Raw genomic sequence first — 25,454 nt, 5'->3', positions numbered from 1 at the left:
GGTCAGCCCTTTCCGTGGCCCTGAACTGTGACAAAACCGAAGCGCGTTACCCCGTAGCGCTGCTCCGCGGGCCGCGGAACATCGTCCACGCCTCCGGCCGCCCAGGGGTGACACCGCGCGATCCGGCGGCTTCCCATCCAGATCCCGCGGACGACGCCATGGATTTGGATGGCCTCCAAAGTGTACGCCGAGCAGCTTGGGTAGTAGCGGCACACCTGGCCGTACAGAGGGGAGATGACCGCGCGGTACGCGCGCAGGATCAGCACGCAGAGATTGCGGGGGAGCAGCCAAAGAAAAACGAGAATCGTTCTCACTCGGGCACCACCGCGCGATCCAGCGCCTCCCGAAGCCCGGCGCTCAGGTCGGGAAAGGTGGCCGAGGCGGCTGGAGGCAGCGCCCGCACGACCACCGAGGTTCCGGCAGGGAGTGCAGGAAGAAAGCCGAATGCGATGGCGCGCAGCCGGCGCTTCACCCGGTTCCGGACGACCGCGTTGCCGACACCACGGCCGACGACGAATCCGAAGCGCACCGGTTCACCGTCGGTGTGGAGCGTGTGCGCCACCAAAAGGGGACCGCCGACACGGCGGCCACGGCGCAGAATCCGGCGGAACTCGTCGGGAGTCTTCACCCGGTTCACACGGGCGAGCACGGACCGTCTTACGCGGAGAGCTCGGTGCGGCCCTTGCGGCGACGGGCCGCGAGGATGGCGCGGCCGGCGCGGGTGCGCATCCGAAGACGGAAGCCGTGCACCTTGGCGCGGCGGCGGTTGTTCGGCTGGAAAGTGCGCTTGCTCATGATCTGTCTCCACGGCCCAGCAGTTCGCCGGGAAAAGGTAGGAAGGAAGTCGCCTCAGGGGCGATAAGTCAACCGGTTAAAACTACGCGTTCCGGCCGGACTGGTCAAACTGTGCACAGCGGCGCGAACTTTATCCACATGGGGATACTGGGTTGATAACGACATGCCGCCTCCAACTAAGGTTAGGAGCGCGGTTTCGCTGGGGGCGACCGCACTCGGCCCAGAGGTCCGCCGTTTTTCACCGGTGGATAACCCTGTGAACAACGTGCAGGAGGATGCAGGGAATCATGGCGGAAGCACCGGACCCGACCCGCGAGCTGTGGGGGTCTGTGCTGTCCACCCTGCTCCGGGACGACCGAGTGACGCCGCAGCTGCAGGGCTTCATCTCGCTGGTCGAGCCCCGCGGGGTCATGGCCGGAACCCTCTACCTCGAGGTCCCCAACGAGCTGACCCGCGGAATGCTGGAGCAGAGAATCCGCGGCCCGCTGCTGAGCGCCATCTCGACCCTCGACACCAGCGCGGACATCTCGAACTTCGCGATCGTCGTGAACCCGGAGATCACGCACGCGATCCTCGACACGCCCGTCGAGATCCAGAGCGAGTCGCCGTACATCCAGCCGAACGTGGTCTCCGCGATCCCGGACTCCGGATCCGGTCCTCGCCGGAACGAGTCGCGCCTGAACCCGAAGTACAGCTTCGACAACTTCGTCATCGGGGGCTCGAACCGGTTCGCGCACGCCGCCGCGGTCGCGGTCGCCGAGGCGCCGGCGAAGGCCTACAACCCGTTGTTCATCTATGGGGAGTCCGGGCTCGGCAAGACGCACCTGCTCCATGCGATCGGCCACTACGCCGAGAGCCTGTACCCCGGCATCCGGGTGCGCTACGTCAGCAGCGAAGAGTTCACGAACGACTTCATCAACTCGATCGCCAACAACCGCGCGTCGGTGTTCCAGTCTCGCTACCGCGAGATCGACATCCTGCTGATCGACGACATCCAGTTCTTGCAGGGCAAGGACTCCACACAGGAGGCCTTCTTCCACACGTTCAACACGCTCCACGATCACAACAAGCAGGTCGTCATCACGAGCGACCTGGCGCCGAAGCAGCTCACCGGCTTCGAGGACCGGATGCGATCCCGCTTCGAGTGGGGCCTGATCACCGACGTGCAGGCGCCGGACCTCGAGACCCGCATCGCGATCCTGCGCAAGAAGGCGCAGAGCGACAAGCTTCAGGTCCCCGACGACATCCTGGAGTTCATGGCGTCGAAGGTGTCGTCGAACATCCGGGAGCTCGAGGGCACCCTGATCCGGGTCACCGCGTTCGCGAACCTCAACCGCACACCGGTCGACATGTCGCTGGTGCAGACGGTGCTGAAGGACATCATCACGCTCGACGACGACAACGTGATCTCGCCGGTCGACATCATCAATCACACGGCGGATTACTTCAAGCTCACGGTCGACGACCTGTACGGCTCTTCCCGCTCACAGGCTGTGGCGACGGCCCGGCAGATCGCGATGTACCTGTGCCGTGAGCTCACCAGCCTGTCGCTGCCGAAGATCGGGCAGCTGTTCGGCAATCGTGATCACACGACGGTCATGTACGCGAACAAGAAGATCAGCGAGCTCATGAAGGAGCGTCGCTCGATCTACAACCAGGTCACCGAGCTCACGAGCCGCATCAAGCAGCACCACCGCTAGAGGACCCCGCACCGGAACCGGTCGAGATCCCGTGCACCGTCCGCGCTCCGAACGCAGAAAACCGACCCGCTTCGTCCGCAACACCCCTAGGTGGAGAAATTCACACTGTGGAGAACTTGTGGAATCTGGTGGATAAGCGGCCCGCTGGCTGTGAGTTCATGGTGAAGGTCTGTGAAACGGCCTGTCGCGCTTGACGAAGCTCTCGCAACTATTCGCTTAACGTCCACACGGCGCCAACAACTTTCACCGTTGTAGTTCCCGCTCGCTGGAACGACGCTAGCGCCTTATCCACAGTTCCCACAGCCGTTAAGACTCTTATCTCTTTTAAGAATTGATAGAGGACGAGACAACTTTCATGACAAATTTCCCCGTCAGCGCCCTGTGCCAGTATTGAACCGGCCATTCCAACGAACGATGGGGTAACGAGCGTGAAGTTCCAGGTCAACCGGGACGTATTCAGCGAGGCCGTCTCCTTCGCGGTGAAGCTCCTCCCGCAGCGGACGACACTGCCGATCCTGAGCGGTGTGCTGATCGAGACGTCCGAGACCGGACTCCGTCTCTCGTCGTTCGACTACGAGGTGTCGGCGCAGACCGAGATCTCCGCCGAAATCGAAGAGGAGGGCCGGATCCTCGTCTCCGGGCGCCTCTTGGCCGACATCGCGAGCCGGCTTCCAGCTGCTCCAGTGGTCTTCAGCACGGATGAGGGTCGGATCACGGTCTCCTGCGGCTCGGCCCGATTCACCCTGCTCAGCATGCCGGTCGAGGAATACCCGACCCTGCCGTCGGTGTCCGGTCGCTCCGGACTCTTGCCGGCCGAGGACTTCTCCACCGCCGTCGCACAGGTCGCGGTGGCGGCATCACGCGACGACGTCACCCCCGTCATCACCGGCGTGCAGCTCGAGATCGCCGAGAACTCGCTCTCGCTCGTCGCCACCGACCGGTACCGGGTCGCGATCCGGCAGATCGACTGGGATGGCGGCACCGAGGGCGGCGACGCGGTGACGGCGCTCGTGCCGGCGCGCACGCTGAGCGAGGTCGGCCGCACCTTCGGCCACAGCGGGACGATCTCGGTGTCGATCTCCACCGGCGATGACCGCGAGCTCATCGCGTTCACGGCCGACAAGAAGACTGTGACCTCGCTGCTCATCAAGGGCAACTTCCCCCCGGTGCGCCGGCTCTTCCCCGAAACCGTCGACAACTACGCCGTCATGAACACGGCCGAGCTCATCGAGGCCACACGTCGCGTATCGCTGGTGCTCGAGCGGGAGGCGGCGCTCCGCTACACGTTCAACCTCGACGGCCTCACTTTGGAGGCCATCGGCTCCGAGCAGGCACAGGCGTCGGAGACCATCGACGCGCTGCTGACCGGCGGGGAGACCGTCGTGTCGCTGAAGCCGCAATTCCTGCTCGACGGGCTCGGCGCAGTCCACTCGGAGTACGTGCGCATCTCATTCACGAAGACCGACAACCCGAACAAGCCGGGTCCGGTGCTCATCACCAGCCAATCGTCGAAGGACCAGCCGGGCGCCGACGACTACCGCTACCTGCTGCAGCCGAACCTGCTGCTGCGCTGAGCGGCACGTCCGGCTCCGCGACACGGAATGCCATACAGAAGGGCACGCTCATGCACCTCGGAATCGTCGGACTCGGCCGGATGGGCGGGAACATGCGCGGGCGGATGCGCGACAAGGGGCTCGAGGTCACCGGCTTCGATCCGAATGCCGACGTCACGGATGTCGCGACGCTCGCCGAGCTGGCGGAGGCGCTGCCGGTTCCGCGCATCGTCTGGGTGATGGTGCCTTCCGGACCGATCACGACCGGGGTGATCACCGATCTCGCCGGCACCCTCTCGGAGGGCGACCTCGTGATCGAGGGTGGGAACTCCAAGTTCACCGACGACGCCACGCACGCCGAGCTGCTCGCGGCGAAGGGCATCCGCTACGTCGATGTCGGGGTCTCCGGCGGAGTTTGGGGCCGTCAGAACGGCTACGGCCTGATGGCCGGCGGCGACGCGGTCGATATCGAGCGGGCCATGCCGATCTTCGACGCCCTGCGCCCGGAGGGCCCGCGGGAAGAAGGATTCGTGCACGCCGGCTCCACCGGCGCCGGGCATTACGCGAAGATGGTGCACAACGGCGTCGAATACGCGATCATGCAGGCCTGGGCCGAGGGCTATGAGCTGCTGAGCGCACGGAACGACATCATTCACGACGTGCCCGGCACCTTCAAGGCATGGCAGCGCGGCACCGTGGTGCGCAGCTGGCTGCTCGAGCTGCTGGTGCGGGCGCTCGAAGAGGACCCCGGTTTCGAGGACATCGCCGGCTATGTCGAGGATTCCGGCGAGGGTCGCTGGGCGGTGCAGGAGGCGATCCAGAACGCCGTGCCGGTGCCGACGATCAGCGCGTCGATCTTCGCGCGCTTCGTGTCGCGGCAGGACGACTCGCCGTCGATGAAGGCGGTCGCGGCGCTTCGCAAGCAATTCGGCGGGCACGCCGTCCGCCCGCCGAGTTAGGAGCGCCCGCCTGGTGCTGGTGCGTCACCTCAGCCTGACGGACTTCCGGAACTACGAGACCGCCGAGGTCGACCTCGGACCCGGGCCGACGCTGTTCGTCGGCAGCAATGGGCAGGGCAAGACCAACCTCGTGGAATCCCTCGGATTCCTCAGCACCCTCGGCTCCCACCGGGTGCCGACCGACAAGGCGATGATCCGGGCGGGGACGGAGAGCGCCATCATCCGCGCCCGCCTTGAGCACGGCGACCGCAGCCTCCTGGTCGAGGCGCAGCTGAACAAGTCGTCGCCGAACCGTGCGCAGGTCAACCGGTCGGCGATCAAGACCCGTGAGCTGCCGCGGTACTTCTCGAGCGTGCTGTTCGCGCCGGAGGATCTCGCGCTGGTGCGCGGTGAGCCGTCCGGGCGGCGGCGGTTCCTCGACGAGCTGCTGGTGCTGCTCTCTCCACGGGTGAGCGGCATCCTGTCCGACTACGACCGCGTGCTGCGGCAGCGCAACACGCTGCTGAAATCCGCGCGCACGTCCGGGGTCGGCGCCGCGCAGCTCGGGACGCTCGACATCTGGGATGAGCGGCTGGTCTCGCTCGGCAGTGAGATCATCCGTGCCCGCGCCCGGCTGGTCGAAGAGCTGTCACCGCACGTCGCGGAGGCGTATCGGACGGTCGCCGGAGCGGAGCACTCAGCGACGCTTGCACCGGTCCTCAGCGTGTTCGGCTCGGATCCGGAGACCGAAACGATCGAGCAGCCCACCACCGAGACGCTCGAGATGCTGGAGCCGGCGTTCCGGGAGGCGCTCGCCGCGAAACGGCGTTCGGAGCTGGAGCGCGGCGTCACCCTGCTCGGTCCGCACCGTGACGACCTGCTGCTCGTTCTGAACGGCCTGCCGGCGCGCGGGTACGCGAGCCACGGGGAATCGTGGTCGTTCGCGCTCGCCCTGAAGCTGGCCTCGGCCCACGTGCTCCGCCGCGATTCGAGCGTCGGCGACCCGGTGCTGATCCTGGACGACGTCTTCGCCGAGCTCGACGAGAATCGCAGGATGCGGCTGAGCGCCGCGGTGCGGGACTTCGAGCAGGTGCTGATCACCGCGGCCGTGCGCGATGATGTACCCGACGAGCTCGCCGCCACGGCGATCTCGATCCGTCAGGGTCAGGTTCTGGAGTCGGGGGTGAAGGCGGATGAGGGCTGAGCTGCAGGATTCGGAGCCGGTCCGCGTCTACTCCCGCTTCCGCCAGGTGTTCGGCAACGCCGCCGACCGCAGCCCCGACGCCCGCAAGCGCGCCGAGCGGAAGCCCGGTGCCACCGTCCCGTTCGGAGGTGGCCGGGACCCCGAGGGGCTGTCGAGCGTTCTGGACTCGCTCACCGGGAACATGGGCTGGACGTCGTCCCTCGCGAAGTCCGATCTGCTCGCATCCTGGGCGACGCTGACCGGCGAGGAGACCGCGGCCCACTCCGTTCCGGCGGGGATCGAGGACGGTGTGCTCATCGTCAAATGCGACTCGACGGCCTGGGCGACGCAGCTCCGGCTGATGCGCGCCGACATCACCACGAAGATCGCCCAGCGGTTCCCGGATGCCGGCATCGAGTCGGTGCGCTTCGAAGGGCCGGGTGTCCCGTCCTGGAAACGCGGCCCCAGAGTGATTCCAGGGCGCGGTCCTCGCGATACTTACGGCTGAGGAGACAAAACAGTCCGCCCGAGCGAAGAAATCGGCTCACAGGGCCCGTTTGCCCGAGTTCGGCGTGTCGTCTTTGGTAGAATTGCAGGGTCGTCCGGCCCGCGATTCGCGCGGTTCTGGTCGGCGCTTCACCCAAGGCCCATCGCCCTGGGGAGAGCTGTGCCGACACGCACGACGCGACAGGAGCCCAATTCCACATGTCTTCGAATCCGACCGACCCCTCTCGACCGGCCGACAACCCGAGGGACAACGGCTACGGTGCGAACCAGATCCAGGTGCTGGAGGGCCTCGAGGCCGTCCGCAAGCGCCCGGGCATGTACATCGGGTCGACCGGTCCGCGCGGACTGCACCACCTCGTCTATGAGATCGTCGACAACTCCGTCGACGAGGCGCTCGCCGGCTACTGCGACACCATTGCGGTGACCATCACCGCGGACGGTGGCGTGCGCGTCATCGACAACGGCCGCGGCATCCCGGTGGACGTCCACCCGGTGGAGAAGAAGTCGACCGTCGAGGTCGTGCTGACCATCCTGCACGCCGGCGGAAAATTCGGCGGCGGCGGATACGCCGTCTCCGGCGGCCTCCACGGCGTCGGCAGCTCCGTCGTGAACGCGCTGTCCGAGAAGCTCGAGGTCGAGGTGCGTCGGCAGGGGTCCGTGTGGCGTCAGCGGTACCACCATGGCGTGCCGGAGGCACCGCTCGAGCAGGGCGAGGCCTCAGACGGCACAGGGACGACCATCACCTTCTGGCCGAATCGCGAGATCTTCGAGACCACCGAGTTCGACTACGAGACGTTGCGCACCCGGTTCCAGCAGATGGCGTTCCTGAACAAGGGGCTCAAGATCGCCCTCACCGACGAGCGCGTGCACGGCGATGAGGAGCAGCTCGACGAGGAGGGGAAGCACCGCTCCGACGAGTTCCTCTATGAGCAGGGCCTCGTCGACTACGTGCAGTACCTCAACTCCGCGAAGAAGGTGGAGGTGATCCACCCGGACATCATCTCCTTCGAGCTCGAGGACACCGAGCGCAAGATCGCGCTCGAGGTCGCGATGCAGTGGACGACCTCGTACAGCGAGAGCGTGCACACCTACGCCAACACGATCAACACCCACGAGGGCGGCACGCACGAGGAGGGGTTCCGCGCTGCACTCACGTCGCTCGTGAACCGGTACGCGCGGGAGAAGGGCATCCTCAAGGAGAAGGACGAGAACCTCTCCGGCGACGATGTGCGCGAGGGGCTCACCGCGGTCATCTCGGTGAAGCTCGGCGAGCCGCAGTTCGAGGGACAGACCAAGACGAAGCTCGGCAACACCGAGGCGAAGTCGTTCGTCCAGAAGGTGACCGGCGACCAGCTCGGCGACTGGTTCGACCGGAACCCGACGCAGGCCCGTGACGTCATCCGCAAGTCCATCCAGGCGGCGTCCGCCCGGATCGCGGCCCGCAAGGCCCGTGAGCAGACTCGGCGGAAGGGCCTGCTGGAGTCGGGTGGCATGCCCGGGAAGCTGAAGGACTGCGCCAGCAAGGACCCGTCGAAGAGCGAGATCTTCCTCGTCGAGGGCGACTCGGCCGGCGGCTCTGCGGTGCAGGGCCGGAACCCGGAGACACAGGCCATCCTGCCGCTGCGTGGCAAGATCCTGAACGTCGAGAAGGCGCGGCTCGACCGGGCGCTCGGCAACAACGAGGTGCAGTCCATGATCACGGCGTTCGGCGCGGGGATCGGGGAGGACTTCGACACCTCGAAGGCCAGGTACCACAAGATCGTGCTGATGGCCGATGCCGATGTCGACGGCCAGCACATCACCACCCTGCTGCTGACGCTGCTGTTCCGCTACATGCGGCCGCTCATCGAGATGGGCTACGTGTACCTCGCGCAGCCGCCGCTGTACAAGCTGAAGTGGACCAACTCGCCCCACGAATACGTCTACAGCGACCGCGAGCGCGACGCACTGCTCGAGGCAGGTCTCGCCGAGGGGAAGCGCATCCCGAAGGACAACGGGATCCAGCGCTACAAGGGCCTCGGCGAGATGGACTACAAGGAACTGTGGGAGACCACGATGGATCCGGACACCCGGACGCTCCTGCAGGTCACCCTCGACGACGCGGCCGTGGCGGACGGCGTGTTCGCCACCCTGATGGGCGAGGACGTGGAATCCCGCCGGACGTTCATCCAGCAGAACGCCAAGGACGTCCGCTTCCTCGACATCTGATTCAGTACCCGTTCCCCGAGCTCGTCGAAGTGAAGGGACCAACCGAAGTACTTGACGCGCGTCGCTTCGACAAGCTCAGGGACCGGACTCGACCGAAACAAGAAGGCACATGGCAGACGAAACCGAAACCGGCGTAGCAGTCCCGGGCGACCGCATCGAGCAGGTCGACCTGCAGCTGGAGATGCAGCGCTCCTACCTCGACTACGCCATGAGCGTCATCGTGGGCCGCGCACTCCCCGAGGTGCGGGACGGCTTGAAGCCCGTGCACCGCCGGGTGATCTACGCGATGTACGACGGTGGCTACCGCCCGGACCGGGCGTTCTCCAAGTGCTCCCGTGTCGTCGGCGATGTGATGGGGCAGTTCCACCCGCACGGGGACTCGGCGATCTACGACGCGCTGGTGCGTCTGGTGCAGCCGTGGAGCCTCCGCTACCCGCTCGCGGCCGGTCAGGGCAACTTCGGCTCGCCGGGCAACGACGGCGCAGCGGCTCCTCGGTACACCGAGACGAAGATGGCGCCGCTGGCCATGGAGATGGTCCGCGACATCGGCGAGGACACCGTCGACTTCCAGGACAACTACGACGGCCGCACCCAGGAGCCGACAGTGCTCCCCAGCCGGTTCCCGAACCTGCTGGTCAACGGCTCCGTCGGGATCGCGGTCGGCATGGCCACCAACATCCCGCCGCACAACCTCCGAGAGGTGGCGGACGCCGCGCTCTGGCATCTCGAGCACCCGGAGGCGCCGCGGGAGGAGCTGCTCGAAGCGATCATGCAGCGGGTGAAGGGCCCCGACTTCCCCACGGGCGCACAGATCCTCGGCGTCAAGGGCATCCACGACGCGTACCGCACGGGGCGCGGATCGATCACGATGCGCGCGGTGGTCAACGTCGAGGAGATCCAGGGCCGCACCTGCCTGGTCGTGACGGAGCTGCCGTACCAGGTGAACCCGGACAACCTCGCGATCAAGATCGCGGACCTCGTCAAGGAGGGCAAGCTCGGCGGCATCGCGGACATCCGCGATGAGACGTCTGGCCGCACCGGGCAGCGTCTGGTCATCGTGCTGAAGCGCGACGCCGTCGCCAAGGTGGTGCTGAACAACCTCTACAAGCACACCCAGCTGCAGGAGAACTTCGGCGCCAACATGCTGGCCATCGTCGACGGCGTGCCCCGCACCCTGGCCATCGACGGGTTCATCACCTACTGGACCGCGCACCAGATCGACGTGATCCAGCGGCGCACCCGGTACCGTCTCGCCGAGGCGGAGGCGCGGGCGCACATCCTCCGCGGCTACCTGAAGGCACTCGACGCGCTCGACGAGGTGATCGCCCTCATCCGGCGCTCGCCGACCGTGGACGAGGCGCGCGGCGGCCTGATCGACCTCCTGGACATCGACGAGCTGCAGGCGAACGCGATCCTCGAGCTGCAGCTGCGCCGGCTGGCGGCCCTCGAACGACAGAAGATCATCGACGAGGCCCTCGCCAAGGAGGCGGAGATCGCCGACTACAAGGACATCCTCGCGAAGCCGGAGCGCCAGCGGTCGATCGTCAGCGACGAGCTCGGCGAGATCGTGGCGAAGTACGGCGACGACCGCCGCACCGAGATCATGTTCGGCTTCGACGGCGACATGAACGTCGAGGACCTGATCCCCGAAGAGGAGATGGTCGTCACGCTCACCCGCGGCGGGTACATCAAGCGCACCCGCAGCGACAACTACCGCAGCCAGCGGCGCGGCGGCAAGGGCGTGCGCGGGGCGCAGCTGCGCGCGGATGACGTCGTGGAGCACTTCTTCGTCACCACGACCCATCACTGGCTGCTCTTCTTCACCAACACCGGGCGGGTGTACCGCGCCAAGACGTACGAGATCCAGGAGGCGGGCCGGGACGCGAAGGGCCAGCACGTCGCCAACCTGCTGGCGCTGCAGCCCGGCGAGTCCATCGCGCAGGTGCTGGACATCCGTGACTACAGCGTCTCCAGGTATCTCGCCCTCGCGACCCGCAAGGGCCTGGTCAAGAAGACCGCGCTCACCGAGTACGACACGAATCGCGCCGGCGGCATCATCGCCATCAACGTGCGCGAGGGTGATGAGCTGGTCTCCGCGATGCTCGTCGACGAGGACTCCGACGTGCTGCTCGTCTCGCGGAAGGGGATGTCGATCCGCTTCACCGCGTCGGATGAGGCGCTGCGTCCGATGGGACGGTCGACGTCCGGTGTCATCGGCATGCACTTCCGCGGTGAGGATGAGCTGCTGTCCGCATCCGTGGTGTCCGACCCCTCGGCGGGCTCAGGGCAGGCGAACGACTCATTCGTGTTCGTTGTGACCGAGGGCGGCTACGCAAAGCGCACCGCAGTGGACCAGTACCGGCTGCAGAACCGCGGCGGCCTGGGCATCAAGGTGGCGAAGCTCGACGAATCACGCGGCGACCTCGCCGGCGCGATGATCGTGGGCGCCGAAGATGAGGTGCTCGTGGTCCTTGCCGGCGGTAAGGTGGTGCGATCCGCTGTTGCGGAGGTGCCGGCGAAGGGCCGGGACACCATGGGGGTGGTCTTCGCGCGATTCGCCGACGACGACAGAATCATCGCGGTTGCACGCAACTCTGAACGTAATCTAGATGCTCAGTCACCACTCGGTGACGACGTCGAGAGTGCGCCAGATCTGGCGGGGGACCTCGGAAAGGACGAGTCCACGGATGAGTAGCGTCGCCGAGAGGCTTCAGCGCAAGACGACCAAGTCGCCGTCTGCGAAGCAGGTGCGCCTGAAGCTCGTGTACATCGATTTCTGGTCGGCGTTGAAGCTGTCCTTCCTCGTCTCACTCTGCTTCGGCATCGCGCTCGTGGTGTCGACCTTCCTCATCTGGGTGATCCTGAACTCGACATCCGTGTTCGCGCAGCTCGATGCGATGCTGACCGACATCATCGGCAACGACTTCAGTCTCACCGACACCATCGGGCTGCCGCAGGTGATGATGTTCGCGCTCATCGTGGCCCTGCTGAACGTGGTGAGCGTCACCGTGCTCGGCGCGGTCATCTCCATGCTCTACAACCTCAGTGTGCGGCTCACCGGCGGGCTCCTGGTCGGGTTCACCAACACCTGATCGGGCACGGATCGATTCGGGAAATCCGCGACGTTACGGTACTCTCGAATGCGGTCCAGGGGGCTATAGCTCAGGCGGTTAGAGCGCTTCGCTGATAACGAAGAGGTCCGAGGTTCAAGTCCTCGTAGCCCCACGCAGTACACCCGGTCGCTGAGCGAAGCTCAGGGACCGAAGTCAGTCCCGGGGCCTTAGCTCAGTTGGTAGAGCGCCTGCTTTGCAAGCAGGATGTCAGGAGTTCGAATCTCCTAGGCTCCACGAAAAAGGGCGCCCCTCGGGGCGCCCTTCGTCGTTGGGGAGACTTCAGATGTTCGACGCCGGTGCGTTCGACTCCGGCTCGATCGAGAGGTCCTCGTCGAGGGCCTCGGGCTCGTCTTCGATCCACAGGTCGTCGTCGGCGCGGAGGGTCTGCCACACCGCGTAGACGAGTCCGGCGAGCGCGACCACGCCAAGGCCGATCAGGATGTAGCGGCCGATGCCTGGGCTCTTCGGAGCCGGCTTCACCTCGACCAGGCCAGCTTTCTGCGCCAGCAGGGTGGCCTTGGAGGTGCCCTCCGTCTTGATCTTCTTGCCGAATTCCGCAGCCTTGCCCACCCCCTCGGCGATCTTCTTCTTCGCGGATTCGCTGGCGAGCGCCGTTGCGGCGACTCCGCCCGCGAGTAGCGGCTTCATGGTGTTCGTCATTGTGTCCCTGACTTTCGGAGTGACTTCTTCTCGAGTGAACGCGCCGAGCTGGAGCCCGGCGTCCTTGACGATCGCGGCGGCATGCTCGAGCACCGCCTTCTGCTCCTCCAGGAGCGTCTGCATGTTCTCCTTGCTGGCCTGGTCGCGCTCCTTGAGCCCGACGGCGCTGCGGTTGTCCTTGAGGACCCCTCGCATGTTGGCGCGGCGCTTGCGTTCCGATCCCATCGATCCTCCTCAGACAGGGCAGTGCGGTCGATCGGCCATTGACATCAGGCGGCCCCGGAGAGGTCGCGCCTTCCCCCTAGGCAATCGCTTCACCCTGAATGATGCCTGACAGCTGACGTGATGCGCTATGCGAGAATTCTTGAATGCCAACGCACACCGCGACCGCGACCCTCCACACCTCCGTCGGCGACATCCGAGTTCTCCTGTACGGCGACCACGCACCGAAGACCGTGCGGAACTTCGTCGGGCTGGCGACCGGCGCGATCGAGTGGACGCATCCGAAGAGCGGGCAGAAGTCGAACGAGCCGCTGTACAACGGCGTGATCTTCCACCGCATCATCAAGGACTTCATGCTGCAGGGCGGGGACCCGCTCGGACAGGGTGTCGGTGGTCCCGGCTACCAGTTCGACGACGAGATCCACCCGGAGTTGAACTTCTCGGAGCCGTACGTGCTGGCGATGGCGAACGCCGGCCGCGACCGGATCACGGGCGGCGGCACGAACGGCTCGCAGTTCTTCATCACCACCGTTCCGACGCCCTGGCTGCAGGGCAAGCACACGATCTTCGGCGTCGTCGCTGATGAGGATTCGAAGCGGGTGGTCGACGCCATCGAGGCGGTGCCGACCGATGGACGCGACAAGCCGCTGGAGGACGTCGTCATCTCGAGCGTCACGATCACGGAGAACTAGCCCCAGCGGTGAGCGATCCAGCGTCGACGCCCGGGGCGAGCGTCTGCTATCGCCACCCTGACCGCGAGACCTGGGTTCTCTGCCAGCGCTGCGGACGCCCGATCTGCGGTGAATGCCAGACCACCGCGCCGGTCGGGGTGCATTGCCCCGAGTGCGTCCGGGAGGCGCGGCAGTCGGCACCACGGACCAAGTCCCGGCTGCTCACGACCCTCCGGGCTCCGGGGGATCGGCCGATCGTCACCTATGCCCTGGTCCTGGCCAGCGTGGCGGTGTTCGCCGTGATGTTCCTCACCGGCGGGGCCAACGGACTCGTCGGTCGCTACCTGATCTACTTCCCGCCACTGACGCTGGTCGAGCCGTGGCGGGTCTTCACGTCGATGTTCGCGCACGCGAACTTCTTCCACATCCTCTTCAACATGTACGCGCTGTACCTGTTCGGCACCCAGTTGGAGTATCTGCTCGGCAGAGGGCGGTTCCTGGCCCTGTACTTCCTGTCCGGCATCGGCGGTGCAGCGGCCGTGATGGTGCTGTCACCCGCGACGCCGGTGCTCGGCGCTTCGGGGGCGATTTTCGGCCTCTTCAGCGCGTACTTCGTGATCAGTCGCCGGCTCGGCAGCAACGCCACCCAGCTGCTGATCGTGATCGGACTGAACTTCGCCTTGGGGTTCCTCCTGCCGGGCATCTCCTGGCAGGCGCACCTCGGCGGCGCGGTCGCGGGGGCGCTCGTTGCGCTCGTGCTCGTGTCCACCCGCCGGCCATCGCAGCAGCCTGCCCAGTTGATCGGATTGATCGGCGTCGGGATCGTGCTGGTTGCGGTGTTGCTGTCGCGATATTTCGTCAGCTACTGAGCTGCCGCCCTGGCCACGGCGGGAAAGTTATCCACAGGCGATCCACAGTGGGGATAATTACAGGGCTGTGATTTGTACCCCGGATCGGTCGTTTGTGCCGGTCGTCAGCGCCACCGCGTGGTCATCAGGAAGCCGATGAACATGATGCCGAAGCCGACGAGGATGTTCCACGTGCCGAGCGCGGGGATGGGGTACTGGCTCTGGCTGAGGTAGAACACGATGATCCAGACCAGGCCGATCAGCATGAATCCGAACATGACCGGCTTGAACCACACCGGGTTGGGTGCGACTTCGCCCGAGCCCTGGGTCGCCGGGCGGTCAGAGGATGAGCCAGCAGAGGTTCTCGCCATGCGGCTCAGTGTAGCCTGACCGCCTTGCGGGGGGCCGAGACGCCTCCCTGGCGGGCACCGCGATCCGTCCTATGATCGCTGGTGTGACCGACCCGCAGGACGCGCCCGGCGAGGAGGCCGGGAGCCCGCACAGCAGGGTCCGGCGCAGACGCATCAGCATCGTGGGGGTCCTGGGCGAGCTGCTCGTCACAGCAGGCGTGCTGGTGCTCCTCTTCCTCGGCTGGCAGCTGTGGTTCAACGACATCGTGGTCGGCGCCCAGCAGCAGACCGCGGCGGACCGGCTCGCCGATCAGTGGCAGCAGCAGCACCAGGAAGTGCCTGTGGGCGCCACGGCCACCCCCGCCTCCGACGTGGTGCGCCCGTCGGATGAGGAGCCGGTGGTCGCTGCCGTCCCCGGACGCGGCGCGGCATTCGCCACGCTGATGATTCCCCGCTTCGGCGAGGACTACGCGCGCGTGATCGGCGAGGGTGTCGGGAACTCCGTGCTGAACAGCACCAGCCTGGGAATCGGCCACTACACCGGCACGCAGATGCCCGGAGAGGTCGGCAACTTCGCCGTCGCGGCACACCGGAAGGCGTACGGGGGAGCGTTCGAGCACCTCAACTCGCTGCGCGTGGGCGACAGCATCTTCATCGAGACCGCAGACGGCTGGTACGAGTACGCCTACCGCAGCACCGAGTACGTCCCGCCCACGGGGGTCGATGTGCTGGCACCCGTGCCGCAGCACGCGGACGCGCAGCCGGGTGATCGCGTCCTCACCCTCACCACCTGCCATCCGCTCTTCTCCACCGCGGAGCGCCTCATCGCGTATGCCACCTTCGAGGCCTGGTACCCGCGCGAGGGCGGGGCGCCGGCGGACATCGCCGAGACCGTGCGAGCCGGAGAGGGGTGACGGTGTACGCAGCGCTCTGGCATGTGCTTCCCGGCCCCTGGTGGGTGCGGATGCTGCTCGTGCTGCTGCTCATCGCGGTGGTGCTCACCGCGCTCGCAACATGGGTCTTCCCCTGGGTGAACGAGCTCGTCGCGCCGGCGGACGTTACGGTAGATCCGTGACCCGCGTTCTCGTCCTCGACAACTACGACAGCTTCGTCTACACCCTGAACGGCTATCTGCTGCAGCTGGGTGCCGAGACGGAGGTGCTGCGGAACGACGCGTTCTCCGAGACCGAGACGTACGAAAAGGTGCGGCAGTACGACGCCGTGCTCATCTCACCCGGGCCCGGCACCCCCGCGCACGCCGGTGTCTCCATTCCCGTCGTGAAGGCGGCGATCGCCTCCAACACGCCGCTGCTCGGCGTCTGCCTCGGCCACCAGGCGATCGCGGAGGCGCTCGGAGCGACCGTCACGCACGCGGAGGAGCTCATGCACGGGAAGACCTCGCTCATCACCCACGACGACAGCCCCTTCTACGACGGGGTTCCGCAGCCGTTCACCGCGACGCGGTACCACTCGCTCGCGGTCGTCGACGGCACGCTGCCCCCAGAGCTCGCGGTCACCTCCCGCACGACCGGCGGCGTGATCATGGGGCTCCAGCACTCGAGCTCGCCGGTGTCGGGAGTGCAGTTCCACCCGGAGTCGGTGCTGACCGAGGGCGGCTACCGGATGCTCGGCAACTGGCTGGCCGGCAGCGGCCTGCCGGAGGCCGCAGAGCGTGCCAAGGATCTGACACCGCTGGTCAAGCTCAGCTGAGAGCTTCCCGTCCGAGCGGCCGGCCACCCGCGTCAGCCGGTGCAGATCTCGATCGTGATTCCCGAGTTCTGCGGGTGGTCGCCGGGGGTCAGCGACTGCCAGTTGACCACGCCGCCGGCGCAGCCGTTGTTCGCCGCCACGTCCACGCGCAGCTGCGCCTCACTGAGGAGCGCGCCCGCCTCTTCGGACGGCTTCCCGCGCACGTCCGGCACCGTCACCAGACCGGTGCTCACCACCAGGTCGACGCGCGTGGCCTCGGGCAGCTGACCACTCGCGATCTTCACGTCGACCGGACGGATCTCGAGCACGACGCCCTTCTCGGCCGTCGGCGAATTCTGGGTGTAGGTGGCGCCCGGCACGAGTCCGACCTCTTCGAGGGCGGCGCGGGCATCCGCCTCAGACCGACCGTTGACACTCGGCACCTGGACCTGCTGCGGCCCGGTGGAGACCCAGACGCGGATCTCCTGCCCGGGCGTCACCCGGACGTCCTCGGCCGGAGGATCGGTGCGCACCACCAGGTCGACGGGCACCGTGGCACTCGCTTCGGAGAACCGCTGCGGCTCCAGGTTCTGCTCGATGAGCAGCGCTTCCGCTTCCTCCCACGTCATGCCGGTGACATCCGGCACGGGGATGGAGTTCGCCAGTTCGACCTGCGGCTTCGGCAGGGTGAGCACCCAGATGAGCACAGCGGCGAGGATGACGGCCAGCATGGTGATGCCTGCCCAGATCCACGCCACCGGCGGCCTGGTCTGGGTGCGGACCATGGGGTCGTCTTCGTCGACCGTCAACTGCCGGTGGACGGCTTCCTTCGCCGCAGTCGCGGTCGGTGCGAGCCCGAACAGCGTGTTGGTGTCGAAGCCCGGGGCCACCGGGGGCTCGTCGGCGGGACGCAACGGGGTGACGCCAAGCGCCGCCTTCTCCAGGTCTTCGCGGAACTCGGCCGCTGACTGGTAGCGCTCGCCGCGGTCCTTCCGAAGTGCGTGCAGCACGACGAAATCCATCGACGGCGGCACACCCGGGTGGTATCTGCTGGGGGGCGGCGCCGGTTCGCTCAGGTGCTTGTAGGCAACGGCCACCGGGCTGTTGCCCCGGAAGGGCGGCCGGCCGGTGAGCAGCTCGAAGAGCACCACCCCGGCGGAGTACAGGTCGGTGCGGGCGTCGACCGACTCGCCCCGCGCCTGCTCGGGGGAGAAGTATTGCGCGGTGCCGAGGATCGCGGTGGTCTGCGCGACCGTGGCCGCGGACTCCGAGATCGCGCGGGCGATGCCGAAGTCCATCACTTTCACCTGGCCGGCCGGGGTGATCATGATGTTCCCCGGCTTGATGTCGCGGTGCACGACGCCCGCGCGATGCGAGTACTCCAGGGCGGTCAGCACGCTGCTGATGATGCGAGCAGCCTCCTTGGGGGCGAACGGCTCCTCGGCGAGGATGTCCTTGAGCATCCGCCCGTCGACGTGCTCCATCACGATGAAGGGGACGAGGTGTTCATCGCCGTGCTCGTCGCGGACCGTCTCCTCGCCGGCGTCGAAGACGCGCACGATCGTCGGGTGCGCCATCTTCGCGGCCGCCTGCGCCTCTTGCCGGAAGCGGGTGCGGAACACCGGGTCGGTTGCGAGGGTCGGCTTCAGCAGCTTGATCGCCACCCGGCGGCCGAGGCGTGTGTCGGTGCCGACGTGCACGTCGGCCATCCCGCCACGGCCGATCAGCGGGCCGATCTCATACCGTCCGGCGAGCGTGCGGATCGTCTGGATCGCGCTGTCCGTCACTGCTCGCCTCCTCTCCCCCGTCGCGTAGTCAGTGTAGTTGTGAGCGAGGCTCGGTTCGTGTCACTCGGCCGGTTCTTCCTCCGCCGGCGGCTCTTCCGCAGGCGGTTCTTCCTCCGCAGGTGGCACCTCGCTGTTGATGACGGCATCGCCCGAGCGCTCGGACTCGAGCTGGCTGCAATTGGCGACGTACGAGATGACCGTCTGGCCTCCCTCCGCAGGAAGCTGAATGGTCATGTTCGTCGCGCCGGGGTTCACGGGATTCGATCGGCTCGGGTTCGTCGCATTCCCGATGTTGAACGTGTATCCGGTCAGGGGGAAGCCGTTCGGGCACCGGTTGTAGGCGGACCAGCTGATCTGGACCGTGGCACCGGCCGCCTGTACTCCGCTCGGGACACCGACCGCACTCGGAGCGGGCGGCGTCGGTGGCGGTTCCACGGCGCCGTAGAACCGGCCCGTGATCTCGGTTCCCGGCGCCACATTGCCCGTCGGGTTCACATCGTAGATTCGCCCGACGCCGGATGCGTCCGGAGCAGCGCCTTCTTCCACAGTGTTCGCAACGAGTCCAAGGTCGGCGATCGCGTCCTGGAATTCGGCTTCCGTCATTCCGATGAAGTCGTCTTCGCTGATGACGATCGGTTCCACAGTCGGCTCAGGCTCTGGCGACTCCGATGTCGGCACGGCACTGGTCGGTGGGCGACTGCTGCTGGTGGGAGCCGCCGGCGTGTCCCCGGGCTGGGCGACCAGGGCGATGATGCCGCCGATGATCAGGATCGCGAGCAGGGCGATGAGGGCGATGAGCGGCCAGGTCCACGGGCTGCGCTTCCGCTCCTCCGTCTCCGTCACGGCGGTGTCGGTCGGCTCACCTGCCCCGGGAACCGCGGTCGTCAGCACGCGCGTTGCGCCCGTCATCCCGGCGGAGGTCGCGATCGGCTGGGTGAACGCGCCGAACCCGGCGATCGCAGGCACGGCTGCCGCCGCACCGGAGACGTCGCCGCGGCGGAGCGCCTGTGCCGCGCGGGCCAGGTGCGCGGCGGAACCGGGGCGATCCTCTGGACGCTTGGCGATGCACGACATCACCAGGTTCCGCACGGGCTCCGCGACACTTCCCGGCAGGTCGGCCGGCGTCTCGTTGATCTGCGCCATCGCGATGGCCACCTGCGACTCGCCCGTGAACGGGCGGCGGCCGGCGAGCGCCTCGTAGGCGACGATGCCCAGGGAGTAGATGTCGGTGCTGGGGGACGCCGGGTGACCGCTCGCCTGCTCCGGCGAGAGGTACTGCACGGTGCCCATCACCTGGCCGGTGGCGGTGAGCGGCACCTGGTCCGCGATGCGGGCGATGCCGAAGTCGGTGATCTTCACCCGTCCCTCGGGTGTGATCAACAGGTTGCCGGGCTTGATGTCGCGGTGCACCAAGCCGGCCGCGTGGGCGGCGTGCAGGGCGGACGCGGTCTGGGCGACGATGTCGAGCACCCGGTCGGTCGACAGCACGCGCTCGCGTTCCAGGATGGCCGAGAGGGCCTCACCGGGAACCAGCTCCATGACGAGGAAGGCGCTGCCGTCCTCCTCCCCGTAGTCGAAGACGTTGGCGATCCCCTCGTGGTTGACCAGGGCGGCGTGCCGAGCCTCGGCGCGGAACCGCTCGAGGAAGCCGGGGTCGCCGAGGTACTCGTCCTTCAAAATCTTGATGGCGACGGTGCGTCCGATGATGGCGTCGGTGGCCTGCCAGACCTCACCCATGCCGCCGATGGCGATGCGGTTCGCCAGCTGGTACCTGCCCCCGAAGGTGAGGCCGCTCGTGGGTCTCATCTGCTCAGCACCGCCTCAATGACCTTCTTCGCGATGGGCGCGGCGATCTGGTTGCCGAAGGCATCCTGACCACGTCCGCCCCCGTTCTCCACAACGACCGCCACCGCCACCTGTGGGTCGTTCGCGGGGGCGAATCCTGTGAACCACAGCGTGTATGGCTCACCCTCCCCGTTCTCCGCAGTCCCCGTCTTACCCGCCACGTCGACTCCATCAATTCTGGCATTACTGGCCGCCCCGTCCGCGACGTTGTCGACCATCAATCGGGTAACGGTCTCCGCGGTCTCGCGGCTGATCGGCTCGCTGTACACGGTGGGCTCGAACCCGCGCTCCACGCTGAGATCAGGGGCGATGATCTCCTCGACCACCGTCGGCTGCATCAGGGTGCCTCCGTTGGCGACGGCGGCGGAGAGCATCGCGATCTGCAGCGGAGTGACCCGCACGCTGGCCTGTCCGAAGGACGACAGCATCAGCTCCGCCTCACTCTCGGGCGTCGGGTACTGGCTGGGCGTCGACGACATCGGCACCTCGATGGAGTCGCCGAATCCGAATCGCTCGGCGTACTCGGCGATCGTGTCCGCGCCGAGCTCCTGCCCGAACTGCGCGAACGGGATGTTGCAGCTGAGCCGCAGTGCGGTGGCGAGGGTCGCCTCCTCACCCGGACCGCACGGGGCGCCGCCGGCGTTGGTGATCACCGCGCTGCTCTGCGGCAGCTGGAGCTCCGTGGGATTCGGCACCGCGCTGTCCTCCTCCAGCTTCCCGCTGTCGATCGCGGCGGCGGTCATCAGCACCTTGAACACCGAGCCGGGCACATACAGGTCGCCGGCGATCGCGCGGTTGGCGAGCGGGCTGCCGTCGGCCTCGAGCAGCTGCTTGTAGTTCTCGATCACCTTCGGGATGTCGTGGCCCGCGAGCAGGTTGGGGTCGTAGCTCGGCTTCGACACCATGGCGAGGACCGCGCCGGTCTTCGGGTCGATCGCGACGATGGAGCCGGACTGATCGCCGAGCGCGTCCCACGCCGCCTGCTGGATCTGCGGATCGATGGTCAGCTCCACCGAGGCGCCCTTCGGCTCCTGCCCGGTGAAGATCGCCGTCACCTGGTCGAGGAACTGCTCGTTTGCGCTGCCGCTGAGGAAGTCGTTGAGCTCACCCTCGACGCCCGCGGTGCCCTGGTTCAGGGTGAAATATCCGGTGACCGGCGCGTACAGCTCGCCGTTCGTGTACTCGCGCAGGAACTTGTACTGATCGTCGACCGGCACGGACCGGGCGACGGCCTCCCCGTCGACCAGGATCTGGCCGCGCCGGGCGGAGTAGCTGTCGTACAGCGTGCGGACGTTACGTCCGTCGGACTTGAGCGAGTCGACCTGGAACACCTGGATCACGCTCGTGGAGACGAAGAGGCTCACGAACATCAGCAGCACGACGATGCCGACGCGGCGCAGTTCCTTGTTCATCGGTCCCCACCCCCTCTCGGTTCACCGCGGACAGTGTCGGACAGTCGCAGCAGCAGCGCCACGATGATCCAGTTCGCGACGAGCGAGGATCCGCCCGCAGCGAGGAACGGGGTGGTGAGACCGGTGAGCGGGATGACCCGGGTCACGCCGCCGATGACCACGAAGACCTGCAGCGCCAGCACGAACGAGAGACCGACCCCCAGCAGCCGGCCGAAGTCGTCCTGGCCGGCGAAGCCGATCCGGAAGCCGCGCGAGATGAACAGCAGGTAGAGCGCGAGGATTGCGAAGACGCCGACGAGCCCCAGCTCCTCGCCCAGCGACGGGATGATGTAGTCGCTCTCCGCCAGCGGTACGATGTCGGGCCGGCCGAGACCGAGACCGGTGCCGATGAGCTCACCGTTCGCGAACCCGAAGAGCCCCTGCACCAGCTGGTAACTGCCGCCGCCCTGTTCGTAGAGGGCGGCGTCGAACGGGTTCAGCCAGGAGTTGACGCGACCCTGCACGTAGCCGAGGGTGTTCGCCGCGATGAGCGCGCCGCCGAAGAAGAGGGTGAGGCCGAGCACGATCCAGCTGCCGCGGCCGGTCGCGACGTAGATCATCACCAGGAAGAGGCCGAAGTACAGCAAGGACGTGCCGAGGTCCCGCTGGAAGATCAGCACCGCCATCGCAACTGCCCAGATGACGAGGATGGGGCCCAGGTCGCGGCCGCGCGGGAAGCGCATCCAGAGGAACTTCTTGCCCATCATGGACAGCGATTCGCGTGCCGTCATCAGGTACCCGGCGAAGAACACGGCGAGTGCGATCTTGGCCAGCTCGCCCGGCTGGAATGAGAACGGTCCGATCGCCACCCACAGCCGGGCGCCGTTGATGGTCTGGCCGATGCCGGGCAGCATCGGCAGGAGCAGCAGCACGATGGCCGTGAACATCGCGATGTAGCGGTATCGCGCGAGCACCCGGTGGTTGCGGATCAGCGCGAGCACCGCGATGGCGAGCACCATCGCGATGATGGTCCACACGATCTGCCGCACGCCGAAGCCGCCCCAGCCGGTGGTGTCCTCGGCGATGTCCAGCCGGTGGATCATCGCGATGCCGAGCCCGTTGAGGGTCAGGCCGATGGGCAGCAGGAATGGGTCGGCGTCGCGGGCGGACACGCGGAGCGCCACGTGCGCGACGAGCGCCAGAACGCAGGGGATCGCGGCGAGCGTGATCATCCCGTTGTCGAGGCTGCCGATCGCGCCGAGCTGCACCAGCACGATCGCGCCGAGGCTGATGGCGATCGCAACGAGCAGGAGCACCAGCTCGAGGTTCCGCAGCCGGGCGGGCTCGCGCAGCCGCACGCGGATCTTCTCCTGCACGGTCTGCTTGCCCCCGATGGGCGCGGTGTTGCCGCGAGGCGTCGTCCTGGCGTCAGTCATTCGCGGTCGCCCCCAATCGCTCGACGATGCTGCGGGCCTCTTCGAGATCGTCCGCACTGATGGTCGCTTCGACACTCTCGCGCGTGAAGGTCGGGAGATCGTCGAGACGGATGTCGGTGCGCTCGTACACGCTCGACAGCGGGATGGGGCCGATGCCCTGCTGCACCCCCTGGAAGATGGCGACCTGTCCGCCATCCGCGCCCACGTAATACAGCGACTGCGTCCACTGGTATGCCAGCACGACGATGGCGATCACGGCCAGGGCGGCGAGCACGATCACCGTGAGCCAGGTGATCCTCCGGCGGCGCGCGCGACGCCGGTCCTCCGCGATGAGCTCCTGCAGGTACTCGTCGGACTCGGGCTCGAAGTGGCTGTCCTCGACCGTCGTCTTCAGCGGGTGCAGCAGCAGCGTGGGCAGGCGCACGGCGCGGCGAGCGGGCTCCGGCTCGAAGCTCAGCGGTGCGGCGGCGGACCCGACCAGGCCGACAGCCGTGTCGGGGGTGTCGCGGCTCTCGTCGATGTCGAGGAGGATCACGGTGACGTTGTCGGGCGCACCCGCGTCGAGGCTCTCCTTGACCAGCTGCCGGGCTGCCTCATCCGCGTCCGGACAGTTGGTCATCACGTTCAGGATCTTGTCCTCGGACACGTAGCTGCTGAGGCCGTCGGAGCAGAGCAGCCAGCGGTCCCCGGCACGGGTGTCGAGGATCGACGTGTCGATCTCGGGCGCGGCGTCGACATCACCGAGCACCCGCATGAGCACGCTTCGGCGTGGGTGCACCGCCGCCTCTTCCGGCGTGATGCGTCCACTGTCGACGAGGCGCTGCACGAAGGTGTGGTCGGCGGTGATCTGGCTCAGCTCGCCGTCGCGGAGCAGGTAGACGCGGGAGTCGCCGATGTGGGCGATGGCGACCTGGTCGCCGACCCGCACCAGACCGCTGACCGTGGTGCCCATCCCGGTGAGCTCGGGGTGCTCGAACACCGTCTCGGCCAGCAGCGAGTTCGCGGCGATCAGCGCGGACTGCAGTGCGAACTCCGCGTCCGCGGCGGAGGCGTACTGTTCATCGATCTCCGCGATCCGGGTGGTGGCGATGGCGGAGGCGACGTCACCGCCGGCGTGACCGCCCATGCCGTCGGCCACGACGAAGAGGTGGTGTCCCGCGTAGCCGGAGTCGTCGTTCTTCGATCGGACCTTGCCGACGTGCGAGACAGCGGCGCTCGTGCTCGCCATGCGCTACCGCCGCAACTCGAAGCTCGTCGTGCCGATCTTGACGGGAGTGTTCAGGGGGACCTCGACCGGCACGGTGACGCGCTGTCCGTCGAGGAAGGTTCCGTTCGTGGAATCCAGGTCCTGGATCACCCACCGGTCGTTCCACAGCATCAGCTTCGCGTGATGCGTGGACGTGTAGTCGTCACGGATGACGAGCCCCGACTCGCTGGACCGGCCGATGGTCAGCTGCTCGGTCGGCAGCTCGACCTCCAGGCCCTCCTTCGGCCCGCCGGTGATCACGAGCCGGCTGGCGCGCACCGGCGCGCCGTTGCTGAGCGGCGGGGGAGGTGTGGACGGGGACCGGCGCTGAGCGGCCAGCCGCTCCGTGACGGTGGCCTGCGGCGGAACGGGTGTGGGTGCGGGGCCCGCGACCGGCGCCGGAGCGGCGCTTCCGGCTTCCAGGTCGCGGCGCGCGCGGTTGCCGAACAGGTCCGACCGGAGCGCATAGACGATGGAGAACACGAAGATCCAGAGCAGCGCCAGAAACCCGAGGCGCAGCAGCAGCAGGGTCAGTTCATCCATTCAGCGCGCCCTGTCCTCACGGCGTGGATCGGCGAACTGGTCGACGTCGGCGGACTGGGCGAGCACTCGGAACACGATACGCGTTCGGCCGATGTCGATGACGGAGTCCGGCGGGAGTGGCGCCTTCGACACGGGGGAACCGTTGAGCTTCGATCCGTTGGTGGAGCCGAGGTCGTTGACCTGCGCGCGCTCGCCGTCCCATAGAACCTCGACGTGCCGGCGGGACGTGCCCGTGTCATTGAGGGTGATGTCGGCATCGCTGCCGCGGCCGATCACGGTGCGGCCAGCATGCAGCGGGTACCGCTTACCGTCGATGTCGAGCACTGCGACCCAGTTGACTCGGCCCTGAACGTTCGCGGAGTCGATCTCGAACATGCCCTGGGCGAGCGACTCGTCCTCTTTGAGACGGATGCTGATCCCACCCGCGAAGGAATAGTGCTGCGCCGTGGCGTGGCGCTGCACCAGCTGGGTGAACTCGTCGATCAGCGCGGGGCCGAGCTGCGACATCCGCTCGTAGTCGCGCGGGCTGAGCCGCACCACGAACTTGTTCGGCACCAGGATGCGGTCTCGTGCGACCACCGCCGCGCGCGTGTCGAGCTCCCGGCGCAGTGCGCTCGTCACCTCGAGTGGCTGAAGCCCGCTCTTGAACGTCTTGGCGAATGCCCCGTTCACCACGCGCTCGAGACCTTGCTCGAAACTGTCCAGTAGCCCCACGGTGTCCCTTTCCCGGCCGTCGGCCCTGCGCACATGCTACTGGGACCGGCCTGAA

General features: G+C 67.2%; 25 protein-coding genes and 2 tRNA genes. 15 read left to right on the top strand and 12 right to left on the bottom strand.

Annotated elements, in window-relative coordinates:
* Positions 1 to 2: 2 nt before the first annotated feature.
* Genes yidD through rpmH form a run of 3 tightly spaced genes read right to left on the bottom strand, consistent with a single transcriptional unit; the run spans position 3 to position 795 of the window.
* Complete coding sequence (gene yidD / locus ACFFGH_RS21170) at positions 3 to 314, bottom strand: membrane protein insertion efficiency factor YidD (RefSeq protein ID WP_386672014.1); 312 nt, start codon at positions 312 to 314, stop codon at positions 3 to 5.
* Positions 311 to 649 carry a ribonuclease P protein component gene (rnpA, locus tag ACFFGH_RS21165; protein WP_386672012.1) on the bottom strand — a complete coding sequence of 113 codons (339 nt, stop codon included), beginning with the start codon at positions 647 to 649 and terminating at the stop codon, positions 311 to 313. The genes yidD and rnpA overlap by 4 nt, the downstream gene beginning before the upstream one ends.
* A gap of 8 nt (positions 650 to 657) precedes the next feature.
* Positions 658 to 795, bottom strand: coding sequence for a 50S ribosomal protein L34 (gene rpmH / locus ACFFGH_RS21160; protein WP_022881903.1), 138 nt, complete (start codon positions 793 to 795; stop codon positions 658 to 660).
* Positions 796 to 1,082: 287 nt separating this feature from the next.
* Between rpmH and dnaA the strand changes: the two genes are divergently transcribed.
* From dnaA to ACFFGH_RS21110, 10 genes are all read left to right on the top strand, one after another.
* Positions 1,083 to 2,495 carry a chromosomal replication initiator protein DnaA gene (dnaA, locus tag ACFFGH_RS21155; RefSeq protein WP_386672009.1) on the top strand — a complete coding sequence of 471 codons (1,413 nt, stop codon included), beginning with the start codon at positions 1,083 to 1,085 and terminating at the stop codon, positions 2,493 to 2,495.
* 428 nt (positions 2,496 to 2,923) lie between these two features.
* On the top strand, positions 2,924 to 4,069 hold the full coding sequence (dnaN, locus tag ACFFGH_RS21150; RefSeq protein ID WP_386672007.1) for a DNA polymerase III subunit beta: 1,146 nt from the start codon (positions 2,924 to 2,926) through the stop codon (positions 4,067 to 4,069).
* A gap of 50 nt (positions 4,070 to 4,119) precedes the next feature.
* Positions 4,120 to 5,007, top strand: coding sequence for a phosphogluconate dehydrogenase (NAD(+)-dependent, decarboxylating) (gene gnd / locus ACFFGH_RS21145; protein ID WP_386672006.1), 888 nt, complete (start codon positions 4,120 to 4,122; stop codon positions 5,005 to 5,007).
* A 13-nt stretch (positions 5,008 to 5,020) separates the two neighbouring features.
* Positions 5,021 to 6,190 (top strand): DNA replication/repair protein RecF, encoded by a 1,170-nt coding sequence (gene recF, locus ACFFGH_RS21140; RefSeq protein WP_386672004.1) that lies wholly within the window; start codon positions 5,021 to 5,023, stop codon positions 6,188 to 6,190.
* Positions 6,180 to 6,677, top strand: a complete 498-nt coding sequence (locus ACFFGH_RS21135) for a DciA family protein (RefSeq protein ID WP_386672002.1) — start codon at positions 6,180 to 6,182, stop codon at positions 6,675 to 6,677. The genes recF and ACFFGH_RS21135 overlap by 11 nt, the downstream gene beginning before the upstream one ends.
* Before the next feature lie 197 nt (positions 6,678 to 6,874).
* On the top strand, positions 6,875 to 8,884 hold the full coding sequence (gene gyrB, locus ACFFGH_RS21130; RefSeq protein ID WP_386672000.1) for a DNA topoisomerase (ATP-hydrolyzing) subunit B: 2,010 nt from the start codon (positions 6,875 to 6,877) through the stop codon (positions 8,882 to 8,884).
* A gap of 109 nt (positions 8,885 to 8,993) precedes the next feature.
* Positions 8,994 to 11,579, top strand: a complete 2,586-nt coding sequence (gyrA, locus tag ACFFGH_RS21125; protein ID WP_386671998.1) for a DNA gyrase subunit A — start codon at positions 8,994 to 8,996, stop codon at positions 11,577 to 11,579.
* A complete protein-coding gene (locus tag ACFFGH_RS21120) occupies positions 11,572 to 11,976 on the top strand; it encodes a DUF3566 domain-containing protein (RefSeq protein ID WP_386671996.1) in 405 nt (134 codons plus the stop codon). The genes gyrA and ACFFGH_RS21120 overlap by 8 nt, the downstream gene beginning before the upstream one ends.
* 59 nt (positions 11,977 to 12,035) lie before the next feature.
* A tRNA-Ile gene (locus ACFFGH_RS21115) sits at positions 12,036 to 12,109 on the top strand.
* 49 nt (positions 12,110 to 12,158) lie between these two features.
* A tRNA-Ala gene (locus ACFFGH_RS21110) sits at positions 12,159 to 12,231 on the top strand.
* Positions 12,232 to 12,276: 45 nt separating this feature from the next.
* On the opposite strand, the gene ACFFGH_RS21105 is transcribed toward ACFFGH_RS21110, so the two are convergent.
* A complete protein-coding gene (locus tag ACFFGH_RS21105) occupies positions 12,277 to 12,882 on the bottom strand; it encodes a hypothetical protein (RefSeq protein WP_386671994.1) in 606 nt (201 codons plus the stop codon).
* Positions 12,883 to 13,025: 143 nt separating this feature from the next.
* On the opposite strand from ACFFGH_RS21105, the gene ACFFGH_RS21100 reads away from it, so the two are divergent.
* Complete coding sequence (locus tag ACFFGH_RS21100; RefSeq protein WP_386671993.1) at positions 13,026 to 13,571, top strand: peptidylprolyl isomerase; 546 nt, start codon at positions 13,026 to 13,028, stop codon at positions 13,569 to 13,571.
* 8 nt (positions 13,572 to 13,579) lie between these two features.
* Entirely contained in the window at positions 13,580 to 14,419 is an 840-nt protein-coding gene (locus tag ACFFGH_RS21095; protein WP_386671991.1) for a rhomboid family intramembrane serine protease, read from the top strand.
* Positions 14,420 to 14,523: 104 nt separating this feature from the next.
* On the opposite strand, the gene ACFFGH_RS21090 is transcribed toward ACFFGH_RS21095, so the two are convergent.
* On the bottom strand, positions 14,524 to 14,769 hold the full coding sequence (locus tag ACFFGH_RS21090; RefSeq protein WP_386671990.1) for a cell division protein CrgA: 246 nt from the start codon (positions 14,767 to 14,769) through the stop codon (positions 14,524 to 14,526).
* A gap of 83 nt (positions 14,770 to 14,852) precedes the next feature.
* On the opposite strand from ACFFGH_RS21090, the gene ACFFGH_RS21085 reads away from it, so the two are divergent.
* The 3 genes from ACFFGH_RS21085 to ACFFGH_RS21075 are packed head-to-tail and all read left to right on the top strand — an operon-like array spanning position 14,853 to position 16,458.
* Entirely contained in the window at positions 14,853 to 15,662 is an 810-nt protein-coding gene (locus tag ACFFGH_RS21085) for a class E sortase (RefSeq protein ID WP_386671988.1), read from the top strand.
* Positions 15,659 to 15,823, top strand: coding sequence for a hypothetical protein (locus ACFFGH_RS21080; RefSeq protein WP_386671986.1), 165 nt, complete (start codon positions 15,659 to 15,661; stop codon positions 15,821 to 15,823). Before ACFFGH_RS21085 ends, ACFFGH_RS21080 begins: the two co-directional genes overlap by 4 nt.
* The gene (locus ACFFGH_RS21075; RefSeq protein ID WP_386671984.1) at positions 15,820 to 16,458 is read left to right on the top strand and encodes an anthranilate synthase component II; all 639 of its coding nucleotides are present in this window, start codon (positions 15,820 to 15,822) and stop codon (positions 16,456 to 16,458) included. The genes ACFFGH_RS21080 and ACFFGH_RS21075 overlap by 4 nt, the downstream gene beginning before the upstream one ends.
* A 32-nt stretch (positions 16,459 to 16,490) precedes the next feature.
* On the opposite strand, the gene pknB is transcribed toward ACFFGH_RS21075, so the two are convergent.
* Genes pknB through ACFFGH_RS21040 form a run of 7 tightly spaced genes read right to left on the bottom strand, consistent with a single transcriptional unit; the run spans position 16,491 to position 25,399 of the window.
* Positions 16,491 to 18,224: a Stk1 family PASTA domain-containing Ser/Thr kinase gene (gene pknB / locus ACFFGH_RS21070; protein WP_386671982.1), complete on the bottom strand. Its 1,734-nt coding sequence runs from the start codon at positions 18,222 to 18,224 to the stop codon at positions 16,491 to 16,493.
* A 60-nt stretch (positions 18,225 to 18,284) separates the two neighbouring features.
* Entirely contained in the window at positions 18,285 to 20,030 is a 1,746-nt protein-coding gene (locus ACFFGH_RS21065) for a serine/threonine-protein kinase (RefSeq protein WP_386671980.1), read from the bottom strand.
* Positions 20,027 to 21,481: a peptidoglycan D,D-transpeptidase FtsI family protein gene (locus ACFFGH_RS21060; RefSeq protein WP_386671978.1), complete on the bottom strand. Its 1,455-nt coding sequence runs from the start codon at positions 21,479 to 21,481 to the stop codon at positions 20,027 to 20,029. Before ACFFGH_RS21060 ends, ACFFGH_RS21065 begins: the two co-directional genes overlap by 4 nt.
* Entirely contained in the window at positions 21,478 to 22,896 is a 1,419-nt protein-coding gene (locus tag ACFFGH_RS21055; RefSeq protein ID WP_386671976.1) for an FtsW/RodA/SpoVE family cell cycle protein, read from the bottom strand. Before ACFFGH_RS21055 ends, ACFFGH_RS21060 begins: the two co-directional genes overlap by 4 nt.
* Entirely contained in the window at positions 22,889 to 24,124 is a 1,236-nt protein-coding gene (locus tag ACFFGH_RS21050) for a PP2C family protein-serine/threonine phosphatase (RefSeq protein WP_386671974.1), read from the bottom strand. The genes ACFFGH_RS21055 and ACFFGH_RS21050 overlap by 8 nt, the downstream gene beginning before the upstream one ends.
* A 3-nt stretch (positions 24,125 to 24,127) precedes the next feature.
* Positions 24,128 to 24,685 (bottom strand): FHA domain-containing protein FhaB/FipA, encoded by a 558-nt coding sequence (locus ACFFGH_RS21045; RefSeq protein WP_386671972.1) that lies wholly within the window; start codon positions 24,683 to 24,685, stop codon positions 24,128 to 24,130.
* Positions 24,686 to 25,399 (bottom strand): FHA domain-containing protein, encoded by a 714-nt coding sequence (locus ACFFGH_RS21040; RefSeq protein ID WP_386671970.1) that lies wholly within the window; start codon positions 25,397 to 25,399, stop codon positions 24,686 to 24,688.
* Positions 25,400 to 25,454 lie beyond the last annotated feature (55 nt).

This window comes from Lysobacter korlensis (genome assembly GCF_042434515.1).
This window is presented reverse-complemented; position numbering and strand designations above follow the sequence as displayed.

What these genes read in the sequence shown, in the direction of transcription:
- rpmH (WP_022881903.1), bottom strand. Translation starts at nt 795, where the DNA reads ATGAGCAAGCGCACTTTCCAGCCGAACAACCGCCGCCGCGCCAAGGTG.
- dnaA (WP_386672009.1), top strand. Translation starts at nt 1,083, where the DNA reads ATGGCGGAAGCACCGGACCCGACCCGCGAGCTGTGGGGGTCTGTGCTG.
- gnd (WP_386672006.1), top strand. Translation starts at nt 4,120, where the DNA reads ATGCACCTCGGAATCGTCGGACTCGGCCGGATGGGCGGGAACATGCGC.
- ACFFGH_RS21135 (WP_386672002.1), top strand. Translation starts at nt 6,180, where the DNA reads ATGAGGGCTGAGCTGCAGGATTCGGAGCCGGTCCGCGTCTACTCCCGC.
- gyrB (WP_386672000.1), top strand. Translation starts at nt 6,875, where the DNA reads ATGTCTTCGAATCCGACCGACCCCTCTCGACCGGCCGACAACCCGAGG.
- gyrA (WP_386671998.1), top strand. Translation starts at nt 8,994, where the DNA reads ATGGCAGACGAAACCGAAACCGGCGTAGCAGTCCCGGGCGACCGCATC.
- ACFFGH_RS21120 (WP_386671996.1), top strand. Translation starts at nt 11,572, where the DNA reads ATGAGTAGCGTCGCCGAGAGGCTTCAGCGCAAGACGACCAAGTCGCCG.
- ACFFGH_RS21105 (WP_386671994.1), bottom strand. Translation starts at nt 12,882, where the DNA reads ATGGGATCGGAACGCAAGCGCCGCGCCAACATGCGAGGGGTCCTCAAG.
- ACFFGH_RS21100 (WP_386671993.1), top strand. Translation starts at nt 13,026, where the DNA reads ATGCCAACGCACACCGCGACCGCGACCCTCCACACCTCCGTCGGCGAC.
- ACFFGH_RS21090 (WP_386671990.1), bottom strand. Translation starts at nt 14,769, where the DNA reads ATGGCGAGAACCTCTGCTGGCTCATCCTCTGACCGCCCGGCGACCCAG.
- ACFFGH_RS21065 (WP_386671980.1), bottom strand. Translation starts at nt 20,030, where the DNA reads ATGAGACCCACGAGCGGCCTCACCTTCGGGGGCAGGTACCAGCTGGCG.
- ACFFGH_RS21060 (WP_386671978.1), bottom strand. Translation starts at nt 21,481, where the DNA reads ATGAACAAGGAACTGCGCCGCGTCGGCATCGTCGTGCTGCTGATGTTC.
- ACFFGH_RS21055 (WP_386671976.1), bottom strand. Translation starts at nt 22,896, where the DNA reads ATGACTGACGCCAGGACGACGCCTCGCGGCAACACCGCGCCCATCGGG.
- ACFFGH_RS21050 (WP_386671974.1), bottom strand. Translation starts at nt 24,124, where the DNA reads ATGGCGAGCACGAGCGCCGCTGTCTCGCACGTCGGCAAGGTCCGATCG.
- ACFFGH_RS21045 (WP_386671972.1), bottom strand. Translation starts at nt 24,685, where the DNA reads ATGGATGAACTGACCCTGCTGCTGCTGCGCCTCGGGTTTCTGGCGCTG.